The sequence below is a fragment of the Nonomuraea sp. NPDC049400 genome (assembly GCF_044466425.1).
Classification (GTDB): Bacteria; Actinomycetota; Actinomycetes; order Streptosporangiales; family Streptosporangiaceae; genus Nonomuraea.
Genome location: NZ_JBITMP010000021.1, coordinates 58,510 through 80,562 on the forward strand (window position 1 = coordinate 58,510; position 22,053 = coordinate 80,562).

The window sequence follows — 22,053 nt, forward strand, 5'->3', positions numbered from 1 at the left end:
GGGTGTTACCACTCATGCCGCAACCCTCTCGGTCCAAGGCGCTGTGCGTCGATTACCACCGAGGTAGGGCGCAGTCCGCCCTCGGAGGGGTCCCCTCGCCGGGAGTGGGGCACAGTGCGTGCCCCGGCATGTGAGTGTCGCTTCGACGAATGGCCCGTTGACCATTGACGTTTGTTGGTATGGACGTCAAACTAATTCCCGAAGTTGGCGCAGTTGTTCAAAGGAGCTTCCATGCCCTATCGCCCCCCATTGGTCGCGCACGAGTACTTCGTCGCGGACCCGCCCGAGCTGCCGGTTCGTGCACGAGGCGAGGGTGGTCTGTCGGCGGTTACCGCTGCGGAGCTGGTCGCGGCCGACGGCGCCGAGGTGATGGTGAAGGCCGTCACCACGGCGGAGGAGACGCTGGTCGTCCAGGTGGGAGTGGCCGGTGAGGGAGTGATCCGGGTCCGGCTGTCTGAGGACCCGACCGCCAGGCCGCGTTCGGAGGGGGCCATCTCGCTGGTGACCCCTGGCACGTATCGAGGGGCACGTGCCGGGGTCGCGCCAGGGGAGCCGATCGTCGTGGACGCGGGTTCGTTGCGGGCCGAGATCAGCCTGTCGCCGTGGCATCTGCGCTTCACCGACGCCGCCGGGAGGACGCTGGTCGAGCAGGACCGCGGGCACACCGACATCAGCGGGCGGCTGCGTACGCTCCCCTTCGGGCGCTCCAGCTCCAGCGGCGCCCCCGTCGCGTACCACGAGAGCTTCGCCGCCGCGCCCGACGAGGCCTTCGCCGGGTTCGGTGAGTCGTTCACCCGGCTGGACAAGCGCGGCCAGCGCCCGCTCATGTGGAACTTCGACGCGTTCGGCGCCGAGTCGCAGCGGGCGTACAAGAACATCCCCCTGTACGTCTCCAGCAGGGGCTACGGCGTCCTCGTCGACAGCGGCGCCCCGACGGAGTTCGACGTGTGCCAGTCCACGCACAGCGTCGTGCAGATCATCGTGCCCGACGACGTGATGGACTACTACGTGATCGCCGGCCCGACGCCTTCCGGCGTGCTGGACCGTTACGACCTGCTGACCTCCCGCCCGTCGTTGCCGCCGAAGTGGGCGTTCGGGACCTGGATCTCCTCCGGGTTCTGCGTGGACAGCCAGGAGCGGGTGCTGGCCAGGGCGCGGACGATCAGGGAGCGCGGCATCCCGTGCGACGTGCTGCACCTGGACACGTACTGGCAGGCCGACGGGCACTGGTCGGACCTGCGGTGGGACCCCGTGAACTTCCCCGATCCGGAGGGGATGCTGGCCGAGTTGGCGGACATGGGGTTCAAGGTCTGTCTGTGGATGAACCCGTATATTTCCCACCTGAGCCCCGCCTTCGCTGAGGCCGCCGAAGCCGGATATTTCCTGAAGAACCAGGCCGGGGAGACCTACGTCGCCGACTGCTGGCACGGCTCCTTCCCGCCGTGCGGGATCGTGGACTTCACCAACCCGCAGGCCGTCGAGTGGTTCACCGGGCTGCTGAGAGGTCTGCTGCGCCAGGGCGTGGCCGCGTTCAAGACCGACTTCGCCGAGGGCGTGCCCGCCGACTCGGTCGCCTTCAACGGCATGACCGGCACCGACCTGCACAACGTCTACACGCTGCTGTTCAACGACGCCGTCGCCGCCGTCACCCGCGAGGTCCACGGCCACGAGCTCGTCTGGGCCCGCTCCTCGTACCTCGGCGGCCAGCGCCACAGCGCCCAGTGGGGCGGCGACACCTACACCAGCTACGCCGCCATGGGCAGCACGATCAGGGGCGGCCTCGCGCACGGCCTGTCCGGCGTGCCGTTCTGGAGCCACGACGCCGGCGGTTTCACCGGCAGGCCCACCGACGACCTGTACGTGCGCTGGGCCCAGTTCGGCGCGCTCTCCCCGCTGCTGCGCCTGCACGGCACGACCACCCGCGAGCCGTGGGAGTTCCCCGCCGTCGAGGAGCAGGCCGTCGCCGCTCTGAAGCTGCGTTACCGGCTGATGCCGTACATCTACTCGGCGGCCGTCGAGGCCGCGCGCACCGGCGCACCCTTGATGCGGGCGATGTGCGTGGACTATCCAGAAGACCCGGTGGCCTGGCAGGCCGACCTGCAGTACCTGCTCGGCCGAGATCTGCTCGTCGCCCCCATGACCGCGCCCGAGGGCACCCGTCAGGTGTACCTGCCGCGCGGGGCGTGGGTCGACTACTGGACGGGCGAGGTGCTCGAAGGCTCCCGGTACGTCACGGTCAGCAAGCCGCTCGACCAGATCCCCCTGTTCGTTCGGCACGGCGCGCTCATCCCGGTCAACACCACACCGGGAGACACGGTGGACGTGCCGGCCGAGATCACCCTCGTCGCCTTCGGAGGTGGCGACGCGACTGCGGAAATCCACGACGCGGACGGCGTGACGGTCGCCGTCGCCACCAGGGACGGCGACGTGCTGCGTGTCGCCGTCACCGGCCCGAAGCGCGTCACCGGGGTTGACATCGCCCCGGTGGCCGGAGCTCCCGTACGGGCCGAAATCCAGTAACACCCCCTGGAGGGATCAATGGTCAAGTCAAGAGCCGCGGCGGTGCTGGCCGCCGCGGTCCTGGTCCTGTCGGCGTGCGGTTCCGGCGGCTCGGAGACCCCGGCCGGCCAGAACAGCAGTCAGCCGCGCACACTCAAGCTCTGGCACTACGAGTCGGCCGACAGCGCCATGGGCAAGGCGTGGGCCGAGGCGATCAAGAAGTTCCAGGCGTCGCACCCGAACGTGACCGTCAAGTTCGAGGCGAAGGGCTTCGAGCAGATCCAGAAGACGGCCAGCATGGTGCTGAACTCGGACGAGGCGCCTGACATCATGGAGTACAACAAGGGCAACGCCACCGCCGGCCTGCTCTCCAAGCAGGGCCTGCTCACCGACGTGAGCGAGGAGGCTGCCAAGCGCGGCTGGGACAAGCTGCTGCCCGGCGGCCTGCAGACCACCGCCAAGTACGACGACCGCGGCGTCATGGGCTCCGGCAAGTGGTACGGCGTGCCGAACTACGGCGAGTTCGTGATGGTCTACTACAACAAGGACCTGTTCGAGAAGCACAAGGTCCAGGTGCCGACGACGTTCGAGCAGTTCACGGCCGCGATGGACACGTTCGTCAAGGCCGGGGTGACCCCGATCGCCACCGCCGGCGCCGAGTACCCGGCCCAGCAGATCTTCTACCAGCTCGCGCTGACCAAGGCGCAGAAGCCGTGGCTGGAGGCCTTCCAGTCCTACAAGGGCAAGGTGAACTTCCACGGTCCCGAGTTCACCTACGGCGCAGACACGTTCGCCGACTGGGTGAAGAAGGGCTACATCGCCAAGAACTCGTCGGGGGTCAAGGCCGAGGACATGGGTGTGTCGTTCATCAACGGCAAGTTCCCCATGATGATCAGCGGTAGCTGGTGGTACGGCCGCTTCGCCTCGGAGATCAAGAAGTTCGAGTGGGGCCACTTCCTCTTCCCCGGCACCACGATGGCCCCGGGCTCCAGCGGCAACATCTGGGTCGTGCCCGAGAAGTCGGAGAACAAGGACCTGGCCTACGACTTCATCGACATCACGATGAGCAAGGACATCCAGAACCTCCTGGGCAACTCCGGCGGCGTCCCCGTGGCCGCCGACCCTGCCGCGATCACCGACGCGAAGAGCAAGGAGCTCATAGAGACGTTCAACAAGCTCACCAGCGCCGACGGCCTGGCCTTCTACCCCGACTGGCCCGCGCCCGGCTACTACGACGTGCTGGTCGCCGGGGTCCAGAACCTCATCAACGGCAGCAAGGCGCCCGCCGCGGTGCTGGACGAGATCGCCAAGCCGTACGAGGACAACCTCGCCGACATTGGCAACTAGATGAAAGTGCGCACGAGGGGATACTGGCTCTACCTGATCCCCAGCCTGCTGCTGTTCCTGGTGGTCATCGTCGTGCCGTTCCTCATGAACGTGGGCGCGAGCTTCACCCGCTGGTCGGGGGTGGGCACGCCCAGGTGGATCGGGTTCGACAACTACACCAGGCTGCTGAAGGACGAGCGGTTCTGGGAGTCGTTCCAGCACAACGTGGGGCTGATCGTGGCCATGGCCATCGTGCCCACCGCGATCGGCCTCGTGCTGGCGGCCGCCCTGTTCGACTACATCGGCAAGCGGTTCGGGCCGCGTACGGCCTCCGCCTTGCGGGCCATGTACTACCTGCCGCAGGTGCTGCCGGTGGCGGTGGCCGGCGTGGTGTGGGGCTGGATGCTGCACCCGTCGTACGGCGCGGTCAACCAGATCTTCGGCCTGGACCTCGACTGGCTCGGCGATCCCGACCTGGCGCTGGCCACGGTCATGGCGGTCATGGTCTGGTTCCAGCTCGGCTACCCGGTCGTGATCTTCATGGCCGGTCTGCAGCGCGTGGATCCGGCGTACTACGAGGCGGCCGAGATCGACGGGGCCTCGTGGTGGCGCAAGTTCTGGCACATCACGCTGCCGCAGATCCGGCCGGAGGTCTTCGTGGTGCTGCTGACCTGCACGATCGCCGCGCTGAAGGTGTTCGGGCCGATCTTCGTGCTGACCCGCGGAGGGCCCGGCAACGCCACCATGGTCCCGTCGTACTTCTCGTACCTGAACTTCTTCCAGAAGAGCAACGTCGGGTACGGCTCCGCCATCGCCACGGTGCTGGCCCTGATCATCATCGTGGTGACGTTCCTGTTCCTGCGCGTCCAGGAGCGTGACCAATGAGGGGGCCGGGGCGCTGGGCGGTGCTGTTCGCGCTGGTCGTGCTGGCGGTCGTGATGGTGTTCCCGTTCGCGATCGTGGCGATCAACGCGGTCAAGTCGCCCGCCGAGTACAGCTCGCAGGGCCCGCTGAGCCTGCCTGACGGGCTCTACCTCCAGGGGATCATCGACTTCTGGAACCGGGTCGAGTTCGGCACGAAGCTCTGGAACAGCCTGCTGATCAGCGCTTCCGTGGCGGTGCTCGCCGTCGTGCTGTCGGTGCTCAACGCGTACGCGCTGGGCATCGGCCGGGTGAAGGGCCGGCTGTCGATCCTCGTGCTGTTCCTGGTGGCCAACACGCTGCCGCAGGAGGCGCTGGCCTACCCGCTCTACTACCTGGCCAAGGCCGTCGGGCTGTACGACACGCGGCTCTCCGTGATCATCGTCATGACGGTGATCCAGGCGGCGTTCGGCACGTACCTGCTGAGCGCCGTGCTGGGCCAGTTCCCGAAGGAGATCCTCGAGGCGGCGGCGATCGACGGCGCAGGGCGGCTGCGGTCGCTCTGGCGGATCGTGGTGCCGATCAGCCGGCCCACCCTCAACGTCCTGCTGATCTTCTTCTTCATCTGGACCTGGAACGAGTTCTTCCTTCCGCTGATCTTCCTGATTTCCAACGACACCCAGACGGTGCCCGTGGCGCTCGGCGTCCTGCAGGGCGAGAAGTACATGGACGCCACGATGTCCAGCGCCTCGGCCCTGCTCGGCGTCGTGCCGGCGATCGCCTTCTTCCTGATCTTCCAGCGCACGCTGACCCGTGGTGTCACGGTCGGCGCCATCAAGTGATGGAGAACCCCCCAATGCGAAAAATCCCGTTACTGGCCACCCTCACCCTCGCGGCCGCGCTGCTGGCCGCGCCCCCCGCCCAGGCCGCCGACTACCCGTTCCAGAACCCGGCCCTGCCGGTGGAGCAGCGGGTCGAGGACCTGCTCGGCCGCCTCACGCTCCAGGAGAAGCTGGGGCTGCTGCACCAGTCGCAGGCGGCCATCCCGCGGCTGGGCATCGCGTACCACAAGAACGGCACCGAGGCGCTGCACGGCGTCGCCTGGTCCAACGACCTCAACGACAAGTGGAGCCAGAAGCTCGCAAGCGGCACCATGTTCCCGCAGGCCGTGGGGCTGGCCAGCACGTGGGACCCGGCGCTGATCAAGAAGGTGGGCTCCGCCGTCGGCGACGAGGCCCGCGGCTACAACGCCGTGGACCCGACCGTGTGGGGCCTGCAGGTGTGGGCGCCCGTCGTGGACCTGCTGCGTGACCCGCGGGCCGGCCGCAACGAGGAGGGCTACTCGGAGGACCCGCTCCTGACCGGGGCCATCTCCACGGCCTACGGCAAGGGTCTGCAGGGCGACGACCCCTTCTATCTGAAGACCGCGCCCGTGCTGAAGCACTATCTCGCGTACAACAACGAGACCAACCGCAGCCTCAGTTCCTCCAACCTGACGCCGAAGCTCAAGCACGAGTACTACGAGCCGGCGTTCAAGGCGGCCATCTCGGCCAACGCCGCGACCGGGGTCATGGCGTCGTACAACCTGGTCAACGGGCGGCCCAACCACGTCAACCCCGACCTCGGCACCACGGTCAGGTCGTGGACGGACAAGACGCTCTACAACGTGAGCGACGCCTGGGGGCCGCACGCGCTCACCGACCTGGAGAAGTACTACGACACCAAGCCCGAGGCCTTCGCCGCGGTGCTCAAGGCCGGGCTCGACAGCTTCACCATCGACGACAACAACTCCGGGCCGCTGGCCGAGCACCTCACGGCCGCGCTGAACCAGGGGCTCATCACGCAGGCCGACGTGGACAGGGCCGTACGGAACGTCCTGACCATCCGCACCCGGCTGGGGCACTTCGACCCGGACGGCGGGCCGTACAAGAAGATCACCAAGGACGTGATCAACAGCCCGGCCAACCAGAAGCTCAACCGGGAGGCGGCGGGCAAGGCGGCGGTGCTGCTGCGCAACTCCGGCGCCCTGCCGTTCAAGGGGCCGAAGTCGGCTGCCGTCGTCGGGCCGCTGGCCGGGACGCTGTACCACGACTGGTACGGAGGCACCATGCCGTACCAGGTGACGCCGCTCGACGGGATCAAGGAGCGCGTCGCCGACGTGAGCACCGGCACTGGGCTGGAGCGGATCGCGCTCAAGCACCTGGCCTCCGGCAAGTACATCACCGCCACCGGCACCGGGCCCGACGACAACGCGGCCCTGGTCGACACGGCGCCCACCGCGGCCTCCGAGTGGGACCTGACCGACTGGACCAGCGGCGTGTCCACGCTGCGCAACGCGGGCAACGGCAAGCTGCTCGGCGGCGACTGGCGCTCGCTCGACACCGACGACGACCAGCCCCACGGCTGGTACGTGCAGCAGCAATTCGAGCTCCAAGCACAGGCCGACGGCAGCTACCTGATCAGGTACGCGGGCTACGAGACCGGCGATGGCTGGTACGGCCTGCCCGAGCCGTACGTCACGGTCTCCGCCGACGGCACGCTCGGCCTGGGCACCAAGGAGCAGGCGGCGAAGTTCGGCAAGGAGGTCGTCTCCGACGGCGTCGCCGAGGCCGCCGCGCAGGCCGCCAAGGCCGAGGTGGCGGTCGTGGTGGTCGGCAGCAACCCGTTCGTCGCGGGGCGCGAGGTCCACGACCGCTCCAACCTGCAGCTCGGCGAGGGGCAGCGGCGGCTGATCGAGGCTGTGCGCAAGGCCAACCCGCGCACGGTCGTCGTCCTGGAGACCAGCTACCCGGTCATCGTGGACGCACCGAACCTGCTGTGGACCACGCACGCGGGCCCGGAGACCGGCCACGCGGTCGCCGACGTGCTCTTCGGCGCCGTCAACCCGGCCGGCCGGCTCACCCAGACCTGGCCCGCCACCGACAACCTGCCGAACATCTACGACTATGACCTGGCCAAGACCGGGATGACGTACCTGTACGGGAAGGACAAGCCGCTCTACGCGTTCGGGCACGGCCTGAGCTACACCACGTTCGGCTACCAGGGGCTGACCGTCCGGGGCGACAAGGTGAGCGTGAAGGTCACCAACACCGGCAAGGTGAAGGGCGACGAGGTGGTCCAGCTCTACACCCACCAGCAGCAGTCCCGCTTCAAGCAGCCGGTCAAGCAGCTGCGCGGCTTCCAGCGGGTCACCCTGAACCCGGGCGAGACCCGTACCGTGACCTTCAACCTGAAGAAGGCGGACCTGGCGGTCTGGGACTACACCCGGGGCAAGTGGGCCGTCGAGAGCGCCACCCACGACGTCCTCGTCGGCTCCTCCTCGGACCGGATCCGCCTGTCCACGACCATGCGCGTGTCCGGCGAGACCATCCCCGTACGCGACTTGACCAGGACCACGCGGGCCATGGACTTCGACGACTACTCGGGCGTGGCGTTCGTGGACGAGACGAAGGCCGGCGGCGAGGCCGTCGAAGGGTCGGCGGGGGACTGGATCTCCTTCACCGGTGCCTCCTTCGGCTCCCGCTTCACGGCCGGGGTGTCGTCGGTGAGCGGCGGCGCCATCGAGCTGCGCTCGGGCTCGCCGACCGGCGCCCTGCTGGGGACCGTCCAGGTGCCGGCGACCGGCGGGATCTACCAGTGGGGTACGGCGACCGCCTCGGTCAAGGCGGGCACCGGCCGCCTGTGTCTCGTGTTCAAGGGCGACCTGCGCATCAAGGACTTCGCCCTCTCGTAACGGAATCCCCTCCTTGGATAGCAGCGTTATCCGATAGCATTGCTATCCAAGGAGGTTCGTAATGATTGTGATCGTGCTGCTCGTCGCCGCGCTGGCGTTCCGGCTCCTGGGGCGTTCGTGGCAGGTGAGTGCCGCTCTTGGGCTGGCCGTCATGCTGGTGGTGACGGCCAGTGCGCATTTCGTGCCGGCGGGCGTGACCTTCATGCCCAACCATGCCGACATGGTGGCCATGGTGCCGCCGTTCGTGCCGTTCCCGGCGCTGATGGTCTACCTGACCGGCGTGCTGGAGCTGGCCGGGGCGGTCGGGCTCGTGCTCGAGAGGACCCGAAAGGCCGCCGGGATCTGCCTGGCGCTGTTCTTTGTGGCGCTGCTCCCCGCCAACATTTACGCCGCGCTCGCCGGCCAGGACGTGACGCCGCTGTGGTTGCGGATTCCTGAGCAGGTCATCTACATCGCGATCGCGCTGTGGGCGGCGCTCGGCAACCGTCGTTAATTCGTTGTATAACCAAACTATTGACCTTCAACGCGCCCGTGTGTGAGCCTTCTGGTAGAGCTCATGCGCGAAGGCGCGGTGACGGTCAGGGTCCTGCACTCTGCTCGTGCATGGCGGTCATCTGAAGCCTTTGGGGCGCCTGTCGGCGTGCCTGGAAAGGAAGAGCCGCGCATGCGAAGAAGATTATTCGTGATGCTGACGACCGCGGTCGTCCTGCTCGTGGCGGCGGTCGTGCGGATGTCGCCGGTATCGGCCGTCGCCTCGGACCCGTACGCGTACAAGAACGTCAGGATCGACGGCGGCGGCTTCGTACCCGGCATCATCTTCAACCCGACCGAGAAGAACCTCATCTACGCCCGCACCGACATCGGCGGGGCGTACCGGTGGAACCAGTCGACCAAGTCCTGGACCCCCTTGCTGGACTGGGTCGGCTGGGACAAGTGGGGCTACAACGGCGTGATCAGCCTCGCCACCGACCCCGTGCAGACCAACCGGGTGTACGCCGCCGTCGGCATGTACACCAACAGCTGGGATCCCAACAACGGCGCGATCCTGCGCTCGACGGACAAGGGCGACAACTGGCAGGTCACGCCGCTGCCGTTCAAGCTCGGCGGCAACATGCCCGGTCGCGGCATGGGCGAGGCCCTCTCCGTCGACCCGAACAACAACGCCGTCCTCTACCTCGGCGCCCCCAACGGCAACGGGCTGTGGCGCAGCACCGACTACGGCGCCACCTGGGCCAAGGTGGCCAGCTTCCCGAACCCGGGCAACTACGCCCAGGACCCGAACGACCCCAACGGCTACCTGAGCCACAAGCCGGGCGTGGTCTGGGTGACCTACGACCCGCGCTCGTCCGCCAAGGGCACCACCACCAAGACCATCTACGTGGGCGTCGCCGACAAGGAGAACAGCGTCTACCGCACGACCGACGCGGGCGCCACCTGGTCGCGCGTGGCGGGCCAGCCGACCGGCTACCTCGCCCACAAGGGCGTGCTTGACACGGTCAACGGCTACCTCTACATCGCGACGAGCGACACGGGCGGCCCGTACGACGGCGCCAAGGGCGACGTGTGGCGCTACGCCACGGCGACCGGCACCTGGACCCAGATCAGCCCCGTCCCGTCCTCGAGCTCCGATGACTACTTCGGCTACAGCGGCCTGACCATCGACCGGCAGAAGCCCGGCACGATCATGGTGGCCACGCAGATCTCCTGGTGGCCGGACGTGATCTTCTTCCGGTCCACGGACTCGGGCGCGACCTGGACCCGCGTGTGGGACTGGACCTCGTACCCGAACCGCAGCTTCCGCTACAAGCAGGACATCACGGAGAACCCGTGGCTGACGTTCGGCAGCAACCCGCAGCCGCCTGAGGTCACGCCGAAGCTCGGCTGGATGACGGAGTCCCTGGAGATCGACCCGTTCGACTCGAACAGGATGATGTACGGCACCGGCGCCACGATCTACGGCACCGAGAACCTGGCCCAGTGGGACGCGGGCGGCCAGTTCACCATCAAGCCGATGGCCAAGGGCCTGGAGGAGACGGCCGTCCTCGACCTGATCAGCCCGCCGAGCGGCGCGTCCCTGGTCAGCGCCCTGGGCGACATCGGCGGCTTCCGCCACACGAACCTTGACGCCGTACCGTCCATGATCTTCACGGCTCCGATCTTCACCACGACCACCAGCCTGGACTACGCGGAGAAGTCCCCGTCGATCATGGTCAGGGCGGGCAACTTCACCGACGCCGACCGCCCGAACGACAGCCACGTGGCCTTCTCCACCGACGGCGGCGCGAACTGGTTCCAGGGCACGGAGCCGGGCGGCATCAACGAGGGCGGCACGGTGGCGGCAGCCGCCGACGGCTCCCGCTTCGTCTGGGCGCCGAAGGGCGTCACCCCGGTCTACTCGGTGGGGTACGGCAACTCCTGGCAGCAGGCGTCCGGCCTGCCCACCGGCGCGATCGTGGAGTCGGACCGGGTCAACGCGTCGAAGTTCTACGGCTTCAACGGCGGCCGCCTGTACGTCAGCACGAACGGCGGGGCCACCTTCACCGCCACCGCCGCCACTGGCCTGCCGACCAGCGGCAAGTTCAAGGCGGTCCCCGGCAAGGAGGGCGACCTGTGGCTGGCCGGCGACGGCGGCCTGTGGCACTCGACGGACAGCGGCGCGTCCTTCACGAAGGTGTCCGGGATCACGAACTCGGTGAACGTCGGCTTCGGCAAGGCTGCGCCCGGCGGGACGTACATGGCGGTCTTCACGGTGGCCACGATCGACGGCGTCACGGGCCTGTACCGCTCGGACGACGCCGGGGCGAGCTGGGTGCGCATCAACGACGACAAGCACCAGTGGGGCAACATGGGCGAGGCCCTGACGGGCGACCCCAGGGTGTACGGCCGCGTCTACCTCGGCACGAACGGCCGCGGCATCCTGTACGGCGACCGCACGGGCCCACCGGTGACCGTCACCCCCACCGTCACGCCCACGGTCACCCCGACGGTCACGCCCACCGTGACACCCACGGTCACCCCGACCACCGGCTCAGGTTGCACGGCGACGTACAAGGGAGTGAACGAGTGGTCGGGCGGCTTCCAGGCGGAGGTCACGGTCAAGAACACGGGCACGGCGCAGATCTCAGGCTGGAAGGTCACCTGGACCTGGGCAGGGGACCAGAAGATCGGCCAGCTGTGGAGCGGCACCCCGACCCAGACGGGCGCCAACGTCAGCGTCGCGAACGCGGGCTATAACGGCACTCTGGCCCCGAACGCGACGACCTCGTTCGGCTTCACGGCCAGCTACACCGGCACCAACACCCCACCCACCACCCTCACCTGCACCCCAGCATAAGAAGGCATCCCTGGGAGGCCCTGTCCCGGCCTCCCAGGGCCGGCCCTTCCGGGGGAAAAGCAAGGTCTTCCACAAGGGGGCGCTGCGCGCCCAGGGGTTCCAGACAGCGCCTCCCAAGGGGCTCCGCCCCTTTCGATCCCCGAAAACCCCGCTCGCTCCGCTCGCCAGGGCGCCACCCGTTGCGCGATTACCGGGTGGGCCTGCTGGAGCCCGCCCCGAGCGGACCTCGCTGTCGCTCGGACGCGTCTATCGGGGCTCGCGGCTTCGCCACGAGCCCCGGGCGAGAGGGCTTCCCAGCCCTCTCGCGCTCTCCCGGCCACGGGCCGATGTGGCAGACAGTCGAGTCGGATCCCCGTTCACGCTTGGACCGTGGTCGAGCGGAGATCACGGTCCAGGTGGGTCTTGCGATGTACTGCTGGACGTCTGATCAGTCTTTCGCCTGTTGATAGGCCAGCCAGGACCGGCCCGCGTGAGCGGCGCTGGCGCGGGCCTCGCGGACCTCCTCAGGTCCGTATTGGGCCTTGTAGAGGCGGAACAGGGTCCAGGCCGCTGCGAGTCCGGTAACGGCTTTGCTGGGTGCGTCGCGCCAGTGCGGCAGGGTGGAGAGTAGCTCGTCGGTCTTCTCCGGTGTGTGCCCTGCCTGGATGAGACGTGGGGCGAAGAGCGCGGCGTCCAGCCAAGTCGCGGCAGCGTGTCGCCACGCAGGGCAGACAGATCGAACCCGTCGATCCCCGCCTTGTACAGGTCGCGGTCGGCCAGTTCGCCTGGTGGCTTGTCGAGCATGTGCCGGGCCTTGGCCATCAACGCGTCGATGTTGCCGGAGACGGGTATCGCGCCGTTCGGGCAAGGTGTGAGCAGTGCGCCAAGTAGTGCCATCGTGTCGAGGACGGCGGGTAGATCCTTGGAGCCGGCGCGAGATGAAAATCGCAGGCGATTATCTTGTGCCACGCCAGAGGGGACTGTGGTGTTGCGGATGACCTGACCAACTGCGGTTGTTTCCAGCCGGAAAGGCAAGGTCTCGTAAATGGCTGGCTGAACATCCATTGCCAGCAAAGATTCTTGCATGGTCAGCAGTTATCATCGTCTTTCTCTTGGCCATCCTCGTTGTTCTTGGCTCCTTGCGTTGCGCGAAAAGGATGGCGGTCATGCCGAAGCGGCCGCCGCGGTGGCGCTCCATGACGCGCGACTGGCTCATCCGCCGCATGGGAAGCTGCGAACAAAGCCGGTCCCGCCGGCGTCCAACGCTTCATGATCAGTGTGACACTCTCCTTGCTGCTGGCTTTTTCCCCGGCGACCGTGACCGAGATTCCGAAGAACTTCCTGCTCACCGAACGCGACGCGCGCAGGCCACTGGCCCCCAACCAGGCAGAGGAACAGGGCTATAAGATCAGCGACAAACTCACCGCGCCGCTGGAGCTGAACCCGTGTGTGCACCGGCGCGCCGTCGACCGCGGCCGGCTGGCGGCCCGCACGATCTCGCTCTGGACCAGCGCCCCCAGCGACTCCTCCGAACAGCTCGTCATTTACAAGAGCCCCCGTGCCGCTCATGCCGCGCTCACCCGCCTGCGTGCCGAGGTCAAGCGGTGCTCGCGCAAGGGCGACCCGTCGGCGCCCGAACTCAAGATCCGGTGGCGGACGACCAAGGCCAAGGTGGGGGACGAGGCCGCGGGCATGGGCTATCAGACCTGGCAGGACGGCTACGTGAACCAGACGATCAGCGGTGTCGTCGCGCGCCGAGGCAGCGCGCTGATGATCTACACGACCTCCGAGGGAGGCTACGAACCCGGCGGGCTCACCAAGGCCGCCAGGAAGATGGCCGCCAAGGTGTGTAAGTTGCCCGGCGTCTGCTGACCCAGCCGCAGCGCCGGGGTTGCGGACCACCGAGATGCCGCGGTCGGAGCGCCGGCCTCTTCTCGCCGTGTCTCGAGTGGATCCGATGCACGGGGCCACGGGCCGGCTTGCCCGCGGCCCCGTGTCATGAGGTGTCAGCAGCCGCCCCGGTTGTACGCCCTGAACACGTTGCTCCATCTGCCGACGTACCGTGCTTCTCCCGCTCCCACACAGAAATAGGTGTTTCCACCCAGCAGGTAGGTCACGAAGATGTTCTCCCCGGCGCCGGAGCAGTTCTTGTACATGGCCGCGTCACCGTCCCGGTAGAGGCCGCAGGCGGCCGTCACGTAGCTGCGCTCGTTGACGGTGCCCGTCGAGGCGGCGGCGGCCGGGTCTGGGGTGAGCAGGGTGGCGCTGATGGCCGCGATGGTGACCGGCAGGGTGAACCGGGACAGCTTCTTGATGGTGAGTGACATGGGTTGGACTCCTGTTCTGGTTCATCGGCCGCCCTGTCCGCTGGGTATGCAGAGCAGACTCGGGTGGCGGCCTTTCCCCCCGGGATCGCTGCCCGGGCTGGGTGCAAGGCTCAGCAAAGCCACCGGGGTCAGGTGTCCAACAGAGGCCCGGACGCACTCGGACAGAATCGGTCCACACACCGGCCAGTTCCGGACGGTACGCCGCCGTGCTGCGCCATCCTCCGGACATGGAGGGTCACCGTTCATACGCTCTTGGCTAGGTGAAGCGGGAGGCTGAGGCTGCGTGGGTGAGGATCCTGCAGCGGGGGCCAAGAGTGGCGAGGATCCATGGGCCGGCGTAGACGTGTCTGAGCCTGGACTGGAGTCAGTGGCCGTTGACAGCCTGCCACGAGGATCTGGTGAGGCTGCTGGCCGAGCGGTTCGCGCGGGCTGATGTGTCCCTGCGGCAGCTGCAGGCGCGGGCGGATCGGGCTGGTGGGGACCGGCTGCCGCGCGCCACCTGTGCGGACATGCTGGCCGGCCGGCGTTTCCCTAAAAAGGCGCTGATGATGGCGTTCCTCCGCGCCTGCCAGGTTCCCGAGCACCAGCTCCCGGCGTGGGAGCGGGCATGGGAACGGGCGTGCCCGGTCCGGATGCTGGCGCATCGGGGGAGGGCGGAGAGGGCCGATCCGCCGACCGCAGCGCGAGCACCGCGCAGATGGCCAGCACGGACGAGGCCGGGCAGGATCTGGTGCCTCGCCGGGGGCGGCGCCGCATCGTGGTGCCGGCCGCCCTGGAAGCCGCGGCGGCCCTGATCGTGGCCGGTGTGCTGGGGATGCCGCACAGTCGCCTGGATGCCTACATCGGCCTGCAATGTGCCACCATCACGGTGAATGGGGAATCGGCTGGACAGTGGGATCCGCTGCCCCCTCAGGGCCCCACTACAGGTGGCGGGATCAGCAATTCGACATTCCGGCGCAGCTGACCGCAGGCCGGCGCTCGCTCACTGTCGTCAACACGTTCAAGAAGTCCACCTTTGACTTCAACGAGTTCCGCTACATCGTCCAGCACGAGGTCAGGGGCGTCTGGTCGACCGCCGACATCGTCGATGTCGGCAACACCGCCAGCGAATCAGCGCACGACTACCACCTCACCGGCCCGGCGACCTTCGACGGCCCCCAAACGCTTGAATATCAGCCGTCTCAGGGCCCCGCGGTTGAGTGAGCTCACCTCTGGCTGCCCACGCGACACTGGAGTCGATCAACCGGGTGAGCTTGAAGAGCGCCGGAACCATGCCCCGGCTGCGCCAGAACGCGTCGCTGACGAGGTTCGCCGACGACCACTCGGCGCTGCCGGGCGTCGCGGACGAGCTGACCGCCCGCCCCGGCCTCACCCACCGCTTCGAGCTGGGCCTGGTCGGAATCCTCGGCGAACTCGACCGCAAGCGTCTTGAATGACGTGAATCCTCCACTGGCCGCCACTCCTGGGAGCGGACGGCCAGGCTGATGGGTGCGTCAAATGCGGTTCAACGACGGCGGCGGCAGGAACGGCTGCTGCTCCCCCTGGACCTCTTGCGCGGCCTCAACCGATTCGGCGGTGGCGCGGCGGGCAGAGGCAGGCAGATTCTTGCGGCGGACATATTGCGCGGGAAGGTCATGGTCTTGCCCCCTTCGGTTGGGCGTATCCCCGACCCGTCCATTTGGATATACCCCTCACTTATCGGCATTACGTCGAAAACGGGCATAACTCCCTTTGTGTGCGAGTGCTTGACAATGTCATTTCGCTCCTGTCGTAGGTTGGGGATCCTGGGAGCTGGGCTTGCGGCTGTCCGAGTCTTGGGCGGTAGGAACGCCAGGACCACCGCGATGGCGGCGGTGGTGAGGATGGACAGCGACGTCACTCGCCAGGGCATGGGCGGCAGCGTGTGCCCAGTCGTGGGAGGCGGTGGTGAAGGCGTCGAAGAGCACCGCTCCGATGACCGCGGCGCCGAGCGCGAGGATGATCGCCCCGACCTCCAGCACCCGGCGGCCGTGGACGGGGGGCCAGCCGGCCCGCGAGCAGGCTGAAGACGAAGAAGGCGACGGTCACGGTGTGTAGACCAGGCCCGCGTTCAGCGCGACCACCCGCCTCCTCCGGGCGGGATCCCGTTCGGCTCGGACGGGCTACGGCTGGCTGATCACATCATCGGCATACTGCGCCGGGCACGCCCACACCGGCCGCCCGCTGGGTAGCGGGCGGCGCGGCCGACCCTTGCATCAAGCGTGGTTCAGCGACGACGACTGCGGCGGCGGCGGGAACGGCTGTTGCTGCCACTGTCACTCCCGGTCGGTCCCAAAGGATCCGGCGGAGGCGCGGCAGGCAGAGGCAGGCAGATTCGCGCGGCGGACATATAACGCGGGAAGCTCATGTTCAGGCCCCCTTCTGTAGTGGGCACATGGGACATACCCCTCATCTATCCACGTTACGCCGAAACCAGACATAGCTCCGATTGTGTGCGGATGCTGTCGTGGGCGGCCCGTTGTTCGAAAGTTCGTCTCTTCTGTAGACGATGTTTCCATCTGCCGCTAACGTTGTCTTCGGCAGAGACGATGTTTGGGATCTTCGCCGACGAAAGATCTCCACGTCTGGCGTGGTAGTACTTGGAATCCGCGAAGGAGGCCGTACAGACAAGCAGGTGCACCCATGACCGAGCGCTACCTCGGTGTCCTCGGGATCGCCGAGGCCCTGGGCGTGAGCCGGCATGCGGTGCACAAGTGGCGTAGCCGCTATTCGGACGAATCCGATCACCCGTTCCCCGTGCCGGACGTCGAGGTCGACGGAGCTCCCGGCTGGCGGGCCGACCGGCTGGCGGAGATCGCGCGATGGCGCGAGGGGCTGCCTGGCCGTGGCGCGGGCGGGGGCCGTCCTTCCCTCGCGCGCCAGGAGTACCTGAAGGAAGCGGGGTTGCGCGGCCTGACCCGGGACGAGGCGATACGCGCGCTCGCCACGTTCGCCGAAGAGTTTCCCGAGATGACCGAGCCGGAGATCTGCGCCTGGCTCGTCGGGAAATGGCGCAGCTAGCCCTTCCCCCCAAACCTCATCAGCACAGAAGGCGATGACGCATGCCCGAAATCGGCGGGGACACCGCACCGGGATTCGAAGCAGTACGTGAGGCGTTCGCGGCCAACCTGGCCGGCGGCCAGGAAACAGGGGCCGCGGTCAGCGTCTACCTGCACGGACGGAAGGTCGTCGATCTGTGGGGCGGGATCGCCGACCCGGAGAACGGCCGCCCGTGGGGGCGCGACACCCTGCAGGTCGTCTACTCCACCACCAAGGCCGTCACGGCCACCTGCGCCCTCCTGCTGGCCCAGCGGGGCGAGCTGGACCTCGACGCGCCCGTGGCCGAATGCTGGCCGGAGTTCGCCGCCAACGGAAAGGGTCGCATCCCGGTCCGCTGGCTGCTCACCCACCAGGCCGGACTGCCGGCGATCGACCACCCCGTCACCCCCGAGGAGGCGATCGCCTGGGAGCCCATGGTGACCGCGCTGGCGGCTCAGCGCCCGTACTGGGAGCCGGGCACGGAGCACGGCTACCACGGGCTCACCTACGGCTGGCTCGTCGGAGAGGTCGTGCGCCGGGTGTCCGGCCGCAGCATCGGCACGTTCCTCGCGGAGGAGATCGCCGCACCGCTCGGGCTGGACCTGTGGATCGGGCTGCCGGAAACCGAGCAGCCCCGGGTCAGCCGGATCATCGCACCCCCGCCCGACTGGGAGGCCATGGCCGGAATCGACCTGAACGCCCTTCCCGAACCCATGCGCGAGGTCATGGCGGCCTTCGCCGATCCGGCGTCGTTGACCAGGCGCTCGATCGCCGTCGTGACGCCCCCGCTGGACCACAACAGGCCGGAGGAGCAGGCCGCGGAGATGCCCGCCACCAACGGCATCTGTACGGCCCGCGCCCTGGCCCGCTTCTACGCCGCGCTCATCGGCGAGGTCGACGGGCACCGCATCCTCACCGCCGAGACCCTGGCCGCCGCGACCGCGGAACAGGTCGGCGGCGTCGACCGCATCCTGCGCGTGCCCGTCCGCATCGGCACCGGTTTCGGCCTGCCGGCACCGGACGCGTTCTGGTACTCGCCGACCGCGTTCGGCTTCCCCGGTCGCGGCGGATCGCTCGGCTTCGCCGACCCGGCCACCGGTCTCGCGTTCGGCTATGTCATGAACCGCGTCCTGGAAGGAGTGCCGGACCTCAGGGCCGCGAACCTCCTTGCCGCAGCGCAGCGGGCGATGCAGGCTCTCAGCCCTTGATGGCGCCCACGATCACGCCCTTGGTGAAGTGGCGCTGGACGAAGGGGTAGATGATCAGGGCGGGAATCACGGCGATCACCACGATGGCCATCTTGATCGCCAAGGTCGGAGGCGCGTCGCCCATCACGCCCGCCGTGGCGCTCGGCAGCGGCTTGGAGTCCACCACGTACTGGCGCAGGATCAGCGCCAGCGGCCACTTGCGGGTGTCGTCGATGTAGAGCATCGCGTTGAACCACGCGTTCCAGTAGCCGACCGCGTAGAACATCGCCACCACCGCCGTCACCGCTTTCGACATGGGCAGGACGATGCGCCACAGGATGCGGAACTCGCCGGCCCCGTCGATGCGGGCGCTGTCCAGGATCTCACCTGGGATGCTCATGAAGAACGAGCGCAGCACCACCACGTTGAACGCGGAGACGGCGCTCGGCAGGATCAGCGACCAGTACGTGTCCTTCAGGCCCAGGCCGCTGACCATCAGGTAGACGGGGATGATGCCCGGGAAGAAGACGAACATCAGCAGGACGCTGAACAGCAGCGGGCGGTGCAGGAACGAACCCGGGCGCGAGAGCGAGTACGCCCCCAGGATGCTCACCCCCGCGCTGATCAGCGTCCCCACGATCGTCACCCCGGTGCTGACCAGGACGGCCCTGCTGACCACGGTGTCGGAGAAGATCTGCCGGTACGCCTCCAACGTGATCCCGTCCGGCACCAGCACCAGCCCGCCCACGCGGTTGACCGTGGCGGCCGAGCTGAGGCTGGTCAGGACGATCGTGTAGAGGGGGCCGAGGACGACCAGGACGATCAGCGTCACCAGGGTGCCCTTGCCCAGCCGGCCGACCGGCGACGGGCGTTCTTCCCATGGGGCCAGGCGGCCGCCTCCGCGCGGGCGTGATGTCAGGACGGTCATGATCGTGAATACACCCCTCGCTCGCCGAACGCCTGCGCGACCCGGTTGGCCGCCACGATGAGCAGCAGCCCGACCAGGCCCTTGAACAGCCCGGCCGCCGCCCCGTACCCGAGGTCCCCGGTACGCATGCCCGACCAGTACACGAACGTGTCGAACACCTCGGACGCCTGGCTGCCGACGGCGCTGCGCTGGAGCATGAACTGCTCGAACCCGACGTTGAGCGCGTCGCCGAGACGCAGGATCAGCAGCAGCACGATCACCGGACGCAGCCCGGGCAGCGTGATGTGCCACATGCGCCGCCACCGGCGCGCCCCGTCCACGGCGGCGGCCTCGTACAGGTTGGGGTCGATGGTGCTGAGCGCGGCCAGGAAGATGATCGCGCCCCAGCCCGCGTCCTTCCAGATGGTCTGGGACGTGATCAGCAGGATGAACGTGTCCGAGTTCGTCATCCAGTTGACGCCCTGGTGGCCCTGCTCGCGAAGGATCTGCGACAGCAGCCCCGCGCCGCCGAACATCTGCTGGAAGATCGCGATGACCAGCACCCAGGAGAAGAAGAAGGGCATGTAGACCACGCCCTGCACGAACGCCCTCAGCCTGGCCGAGACGATGCTGTTGAGCAGCAGCGCCAGCATGATCGGCACGGGGAAGTAGAAGACGAGCTGGAAGGCGGTGATGGACAGGGTGTTGCCGACGGCGCGCAGGAACTGCGGGTCCTGGAAGAGCAGCGCGAAGTTGGTGAAGCCGATGATCGGGCTGCCGGCGATGCCGCCGGTGTACGGGTTGTAGTCCTGGAACGCGATGACGTTGCCCAGGGCCGGGAGCCACCAGAAGGCGAGGACGAGCAGGAGCATCGGCAGGTTCATCGCCAGCAGCGGCCAGTCCCGGCGGAGCTTGGCTCGCCAGGTGAGCTCCTGCGGGGCGGCCTTGCTGGGCTGCGGAGCCCTTCGTCCGGCCGTGATCACGCCCATGAGAGGCCCTTCCTAGCGCGGCTACTCATGGATCTCAAAGCCTGCCGTTCTCCCGCGCGACCTTCATGTAGAACTCCCGCGCCTCGTTCCCGCCCTGGTCCTGCCACTCCTTGACGACCTTCGGCCACTCGGAGACCGGCCGCTTGCCCCGGAAGATCTCCTGCATCTTGTCCTCGATGGGCGTGACGAGCCCGGCCATCTTCGACGGCGTCTCCACCCGGAGCCCGACGAAGGGGTCGTTGGACAGGAGCTTCGCGGCACCCGTCTGCCAGTCGTGGAGCGACTGCACGAGCTCCTTGTACTCGCTCGTCGCGTTGGCGTTCGGGCGGCCCGACAGGAACATGTACGTGGGCGCGACCTCCTTGCGCCCGAGCGCCGTCTGCTTGATGGCGCCGTTGTCGACCGTGTAGTGCTTGCCTTCGACGCCGTTGGTGATGAGGTCGTACTCCTGCGTCCCGAACGGCGCCGAGGTCCAGTTGGCGAGGGCGAGCAACTCGCGTGTGCGCGCGTCTCCGAGACCCTTCTTGATGAAGGCGAACATGCTGGCGGGCTCGTTGCGCCACACGATGGGCGTCTCTCCGGCGTGCGCCGGGTAGGGGTTGACGACCTCCATCATGAACTTGGGGTTGTCCGGCAGGAAGCGGTTGAGGTTCTCGTGCCAGGCGCCGAGGCCGTCCTTGTAGATGATCATCTGGCCGCTGCCGAAGATGGCCTTGTTGTCGGCGTCCTTGTTGGCCACGACGTCCGGGTGGACGTACCCGTTGGAGAAGAGCTTCGCCATGAACTCGACGTGCGCGGCCCACTCGGCGGTCTCGTACTTGTACTCGAGCGTGCCGTCGCTCTTCTTCCGCCACTCGCGCGGGGCGCCGTAGGCGCGCTGGACCTCCTGGTCGATGCCGCCGAACGCCCAGCGCTTCTTCTTCGGGTCCGTGATCGCCTTGCCGAGCGTCAGCAGGTCGTCGACGCTCTTGGGGTGCTCCAGGCCCAGGTCCTTGAGGATGTCGCCGCGGACGAACGTGGCGAACGGGAACGGGTCGTTCTGCCACGGGATGCCCTGCAGCATGCCGCCGAAGACGCTGTACTGCCAGGCCGCCGTGTCGTAGTTGGCCAGCAGGGGGAACTCCTTGGCCTTGTCGCCGGCCAGGTAGGGGCCCAGGTCGGCGAAGAGCTTGTTGGCCGCCTCGGTGAAGTGGGCGATCTTGATGAGCTCCCATTGGGGCACGCAGATCATCTCGGGCACGTCGCCGCTGGCCAGGAGGGTGCTGAGCTTCTGCCCGTACGTGTTGCCGTCCGAGATGTTGAAGCGCACGGAGCCGCCGAGTCGCTCGGTCATGTAGTCGTAGTAGGAGTTGCTGCCCGGTCCGGGCGGCACCGTGCCCCACAGCGGCGTCATCGCGGTCACCTCCTTGCCGCTGGTCAGCGGCTTGGTGGTGACGGCCTGCACCATGTTCGCGGGGCGGGTCAGGAAGCCGGGGGCGACGAACTCACTGCCCGGGAGATCTGGCTTGAGCCCGGAGATCGCGAACGGGACCCGGGTGGGCACCAGGCCCTTGAGCTTGTCGGCGGCGACAGCCGTACCCTTGGACAGCTCCTTCTTCTCGGCGCAGCCGGCCACGAGAACGCTCGCACCGACCAGACCGAGGAACCCGCGGCGAGTCGGGTTGGTTGCCATGGCTCGCTCCCTTCTTTCAGGGTTAAGAACAGGCTCACCAAAAATTAGTTGGTATTCCGACCAAACAAATTAGTAGACTGTGACCGCAGCCACAAGGGATCGCGACGGTCGCAGGTCTGGCGAACGGTCACAGGTTGGTGAAGGGAGCCCACGATGCGGCATGCTGGGGTCATCTCTTGGCG

16 protein-coding genes are annotated in these 22,053 nt (G+C 67.8%); 12 read left to right on the top strand and 4 right to left on the bottom strand.

From position 1 onward, the window contains the following. Nucleotides 1–231 precede the first annotated feature (231 nt). The 8 genes from ACIBVN_RS30445 (at nt 232) to ACIBVN_RS30480 (ending at nt 13,604) form a co-directional block, all read left to right on the top strand. Nucleotides 232–2,520: a TIM-barrel domain-containing protein gene (locus ACIBVN_RS30445; protein ID WP_397142172.1), complete on the top strand. Its 2,289-nt coding sequence runs from the start codon at nt 232–234 to the stop codon at nt 2,518–2,520. An 18-nt stretch (nt 2,521–2,538) separates the two neighbouring features. Beyond that, the gene (locus ACIBVN_RS30450) at nt 2,539–3,846 is read left to right on the top strand and encodes an ABC transporter substrate-binding protein (protein ID WP_397142174.1); all 1,308 of its coding nucleotides are present in this window, start codon (nt 2,539–2,541) and stop codon (nt 3,844–3,846) included. Continuing rightward, entirely contained in the window at nt 3,847–4,710 is an 864-nt protein-coding gene (locus ACIBVN_RS30455; RefSeq protein WP_397142176.1) for a carbohydrate ABC transporter permease, read from the top strand. Then, the gene (locus tag ACIBVN_RS30460) at nt 4,707–5,528 is read left to right on the top strand and encodes a carbohydrate ABC transporter permease (RefSeq protein WP_397142178.1); all 822 of its coding nucleotides are present in this window, start codon (nt 4,707–4,709) and stop codon (nt 5,526–5,528) included. Before ACIBVN_RS30455 ends, ACIBVN_RS30460 begins: the two co-directional genes overlap by 4 nt. 14 nt (nt 5,529–5,542) lie before the next feature. After that, complete coding sequence (locus ACIBVN_RS30465) at nt 5,543–8,419, top strand: glycoside hydrolase family 3 C-terminal domain-containing protein (protein WP_397142180.1); 2,877 nt, start codon at nt 5,543–5,545, stop codon at nt 8,417–8,419. A 61-nt stretch (nt 8,420–8,480) separates the two neighbouring features. Further along, entirely contained in the window at nt 8,481–8,912 is a 432-nt protein-coding gene (locus tag ACIBVN_RS30470) for a hypothetical protein (protein ID WP_397142182.1), read from the top strand. A 171-nt stretch (nt 8,913–9,083) separates the two neighbouring features. Beyond that, nucleotides 9,084–11,753, top strand: a complete 2,670-nt coding sequence (locus ACIBVN_RS30475; RefSeq protein WP_397142184.1) for a cellulose binding domain-containing protein — start codon at nt 9,084–9,086, stop codon at nt 11,751–11,753. A 1,296-nt stretch (nt 11,754–13,049) separates the two neighbouring features. Next, on the top strand, nt 13,050–13,604 hold the full coding sequence (locus ACIBVN_RS30480; protein ID WP_397142186.1) for a hypothetical protein: 555 nt from the start codon (nt 13,050–13,052) through the stop codon (nt 13,602–13,604). A gap of 134 nt (nt 13,605–13,738) precedes the next feature. On the opposite strand, the gene ACIBVN_RS30485 is transcribed toward ACIBVN_RS30480, so the two are convergent. Continuing rightward, nucleotides 13,739–14,059, bottom strand: coding sequence for a hypothetical protein (locus tag ACIBVN_RS30485; protein ID WP_397142188.1), 321 nt, complete (start codon nt 14,057–14,059; stop codon nt 13,739–13,741). An 852-nt stretch (nt 14,060–14,911) separates the two neighbouring features. On the opposite strand from ACIBVN_RS30485, the gene ACIBVN_RS30490 reads away from it, so the two are divergent. The 4 genes from ACIBVN_RS30490 to ACIBVN_RS30505 all read left to right on the top strand — a co-directional run bounded on the left by ACIBVN_RS30490 (nt 14,912) and on the right by ACIBVN_RS30505 (nt 18,324). After that, on the top strand, nt 14,912–15,262 hold the full coding sequence (locus ACIBVN_RS30490; protein WP_397142190.1) for a hypothetical protein: 351 nt from the start codon (nt 14,912–14,914) through the stop codon (nt 15,260–15,262). Next, a complete protein-coding gene (locus ACIBVN_RS30495) occupies nt 15,259–15,495 on the top strand; it encodes a hypothetical protein (RefSeq protein WP_397142192.1) in 237 nt (78 codons plus the stop codon). The genes ACIBVN_RS30490 and ACIBVN_RS30495 overlap by 4 nt, the downstream gene beginning before the upstream one ends. Before the next feature lie 1,225 nt (nt 15,496–16,720). After that, a complete protein-coding gene (locus ACIBVN_RS30500) occupies nt 16,721–17,098 on the top strand; it encodes a helix-turn-helix domain-containing protein (RefSeq protein ID WP_397142194.1) in 378 nt (125 codons plus the stop codon). A 41-nt stretch (nt 17,099–17,139) separates the two neighbouring features. Further along, the gene (locus ACIBVN_RS30505; RefSeq protein ID WP_397142196.1) at nt 17,140–18,324 is read left to right on the top strand and encodes a serine hydrolase domain-containing protein; all 1,185 of its coding nucleotides are present in this window, start codon (nt 17,140–17,142) and stop codon (nt 18,322–18,324) included. On the opposite strand, the gene ACIBVN_RS30510 is transcribed toward ACIBVN_RS30505, so the two are convergent. Genes ACIBVN_RS30510 through ACIBVN_RS30520 form a run of 3 tightly spaced genes read right to left on the bottom strand, consistent with a single transcriptional unit; the run spans nt 18,314 to nt 21,871 of the window. Continuing rightward, nucleotides 18,314–19,231 carry a carbohydrate ABC transporter permease gene (locus ACIBVN_RS30510; protein ID WP_397142198.1) on the bottom strand — a complete coding sequence of 306 codons (918 nt, stop codon included), beginning with the start codon at nt 19,229–19,231 and terminating at the stop codon, nt 18,314–18,316. The two genes, ACIBVN_RS30505 and ACIBVN_RS30510, sit on opposite strands and share 11 nt — an antisense overlap. Beyond that, nucleotides 19,228–20,199, bottom strand: coding sequence for an ABC transporter permease (locus ACIBVN_RS30515; protein WP_397142200.1), 972 nt, complete (start codon nt 20,197–20,199; stop codon nt 19,228–19,230). Before ACIBVN_RS30515 ends, ACIBVN_RS30510 begins: the two co-directional genes overlap by 4 nt. Before the next feature lie 34 nt (nt 20,200–20,233). Continuing rightward, the gene (locus ACIBVN_RS30520) at nt 20,234–21,871 is read right to left on the bottom strand and encodes an extracellular solute-binding protein (RefSeq protein WP_397142202.1); all 1,638 of its coding nucleotides are present in this window, start codon (nt 21,869–21,871) and stop codon (nt 20,234–20,236) included. Between the last annotated feature and the right edge of the window lie 182 nt (nt 21,872–22,053).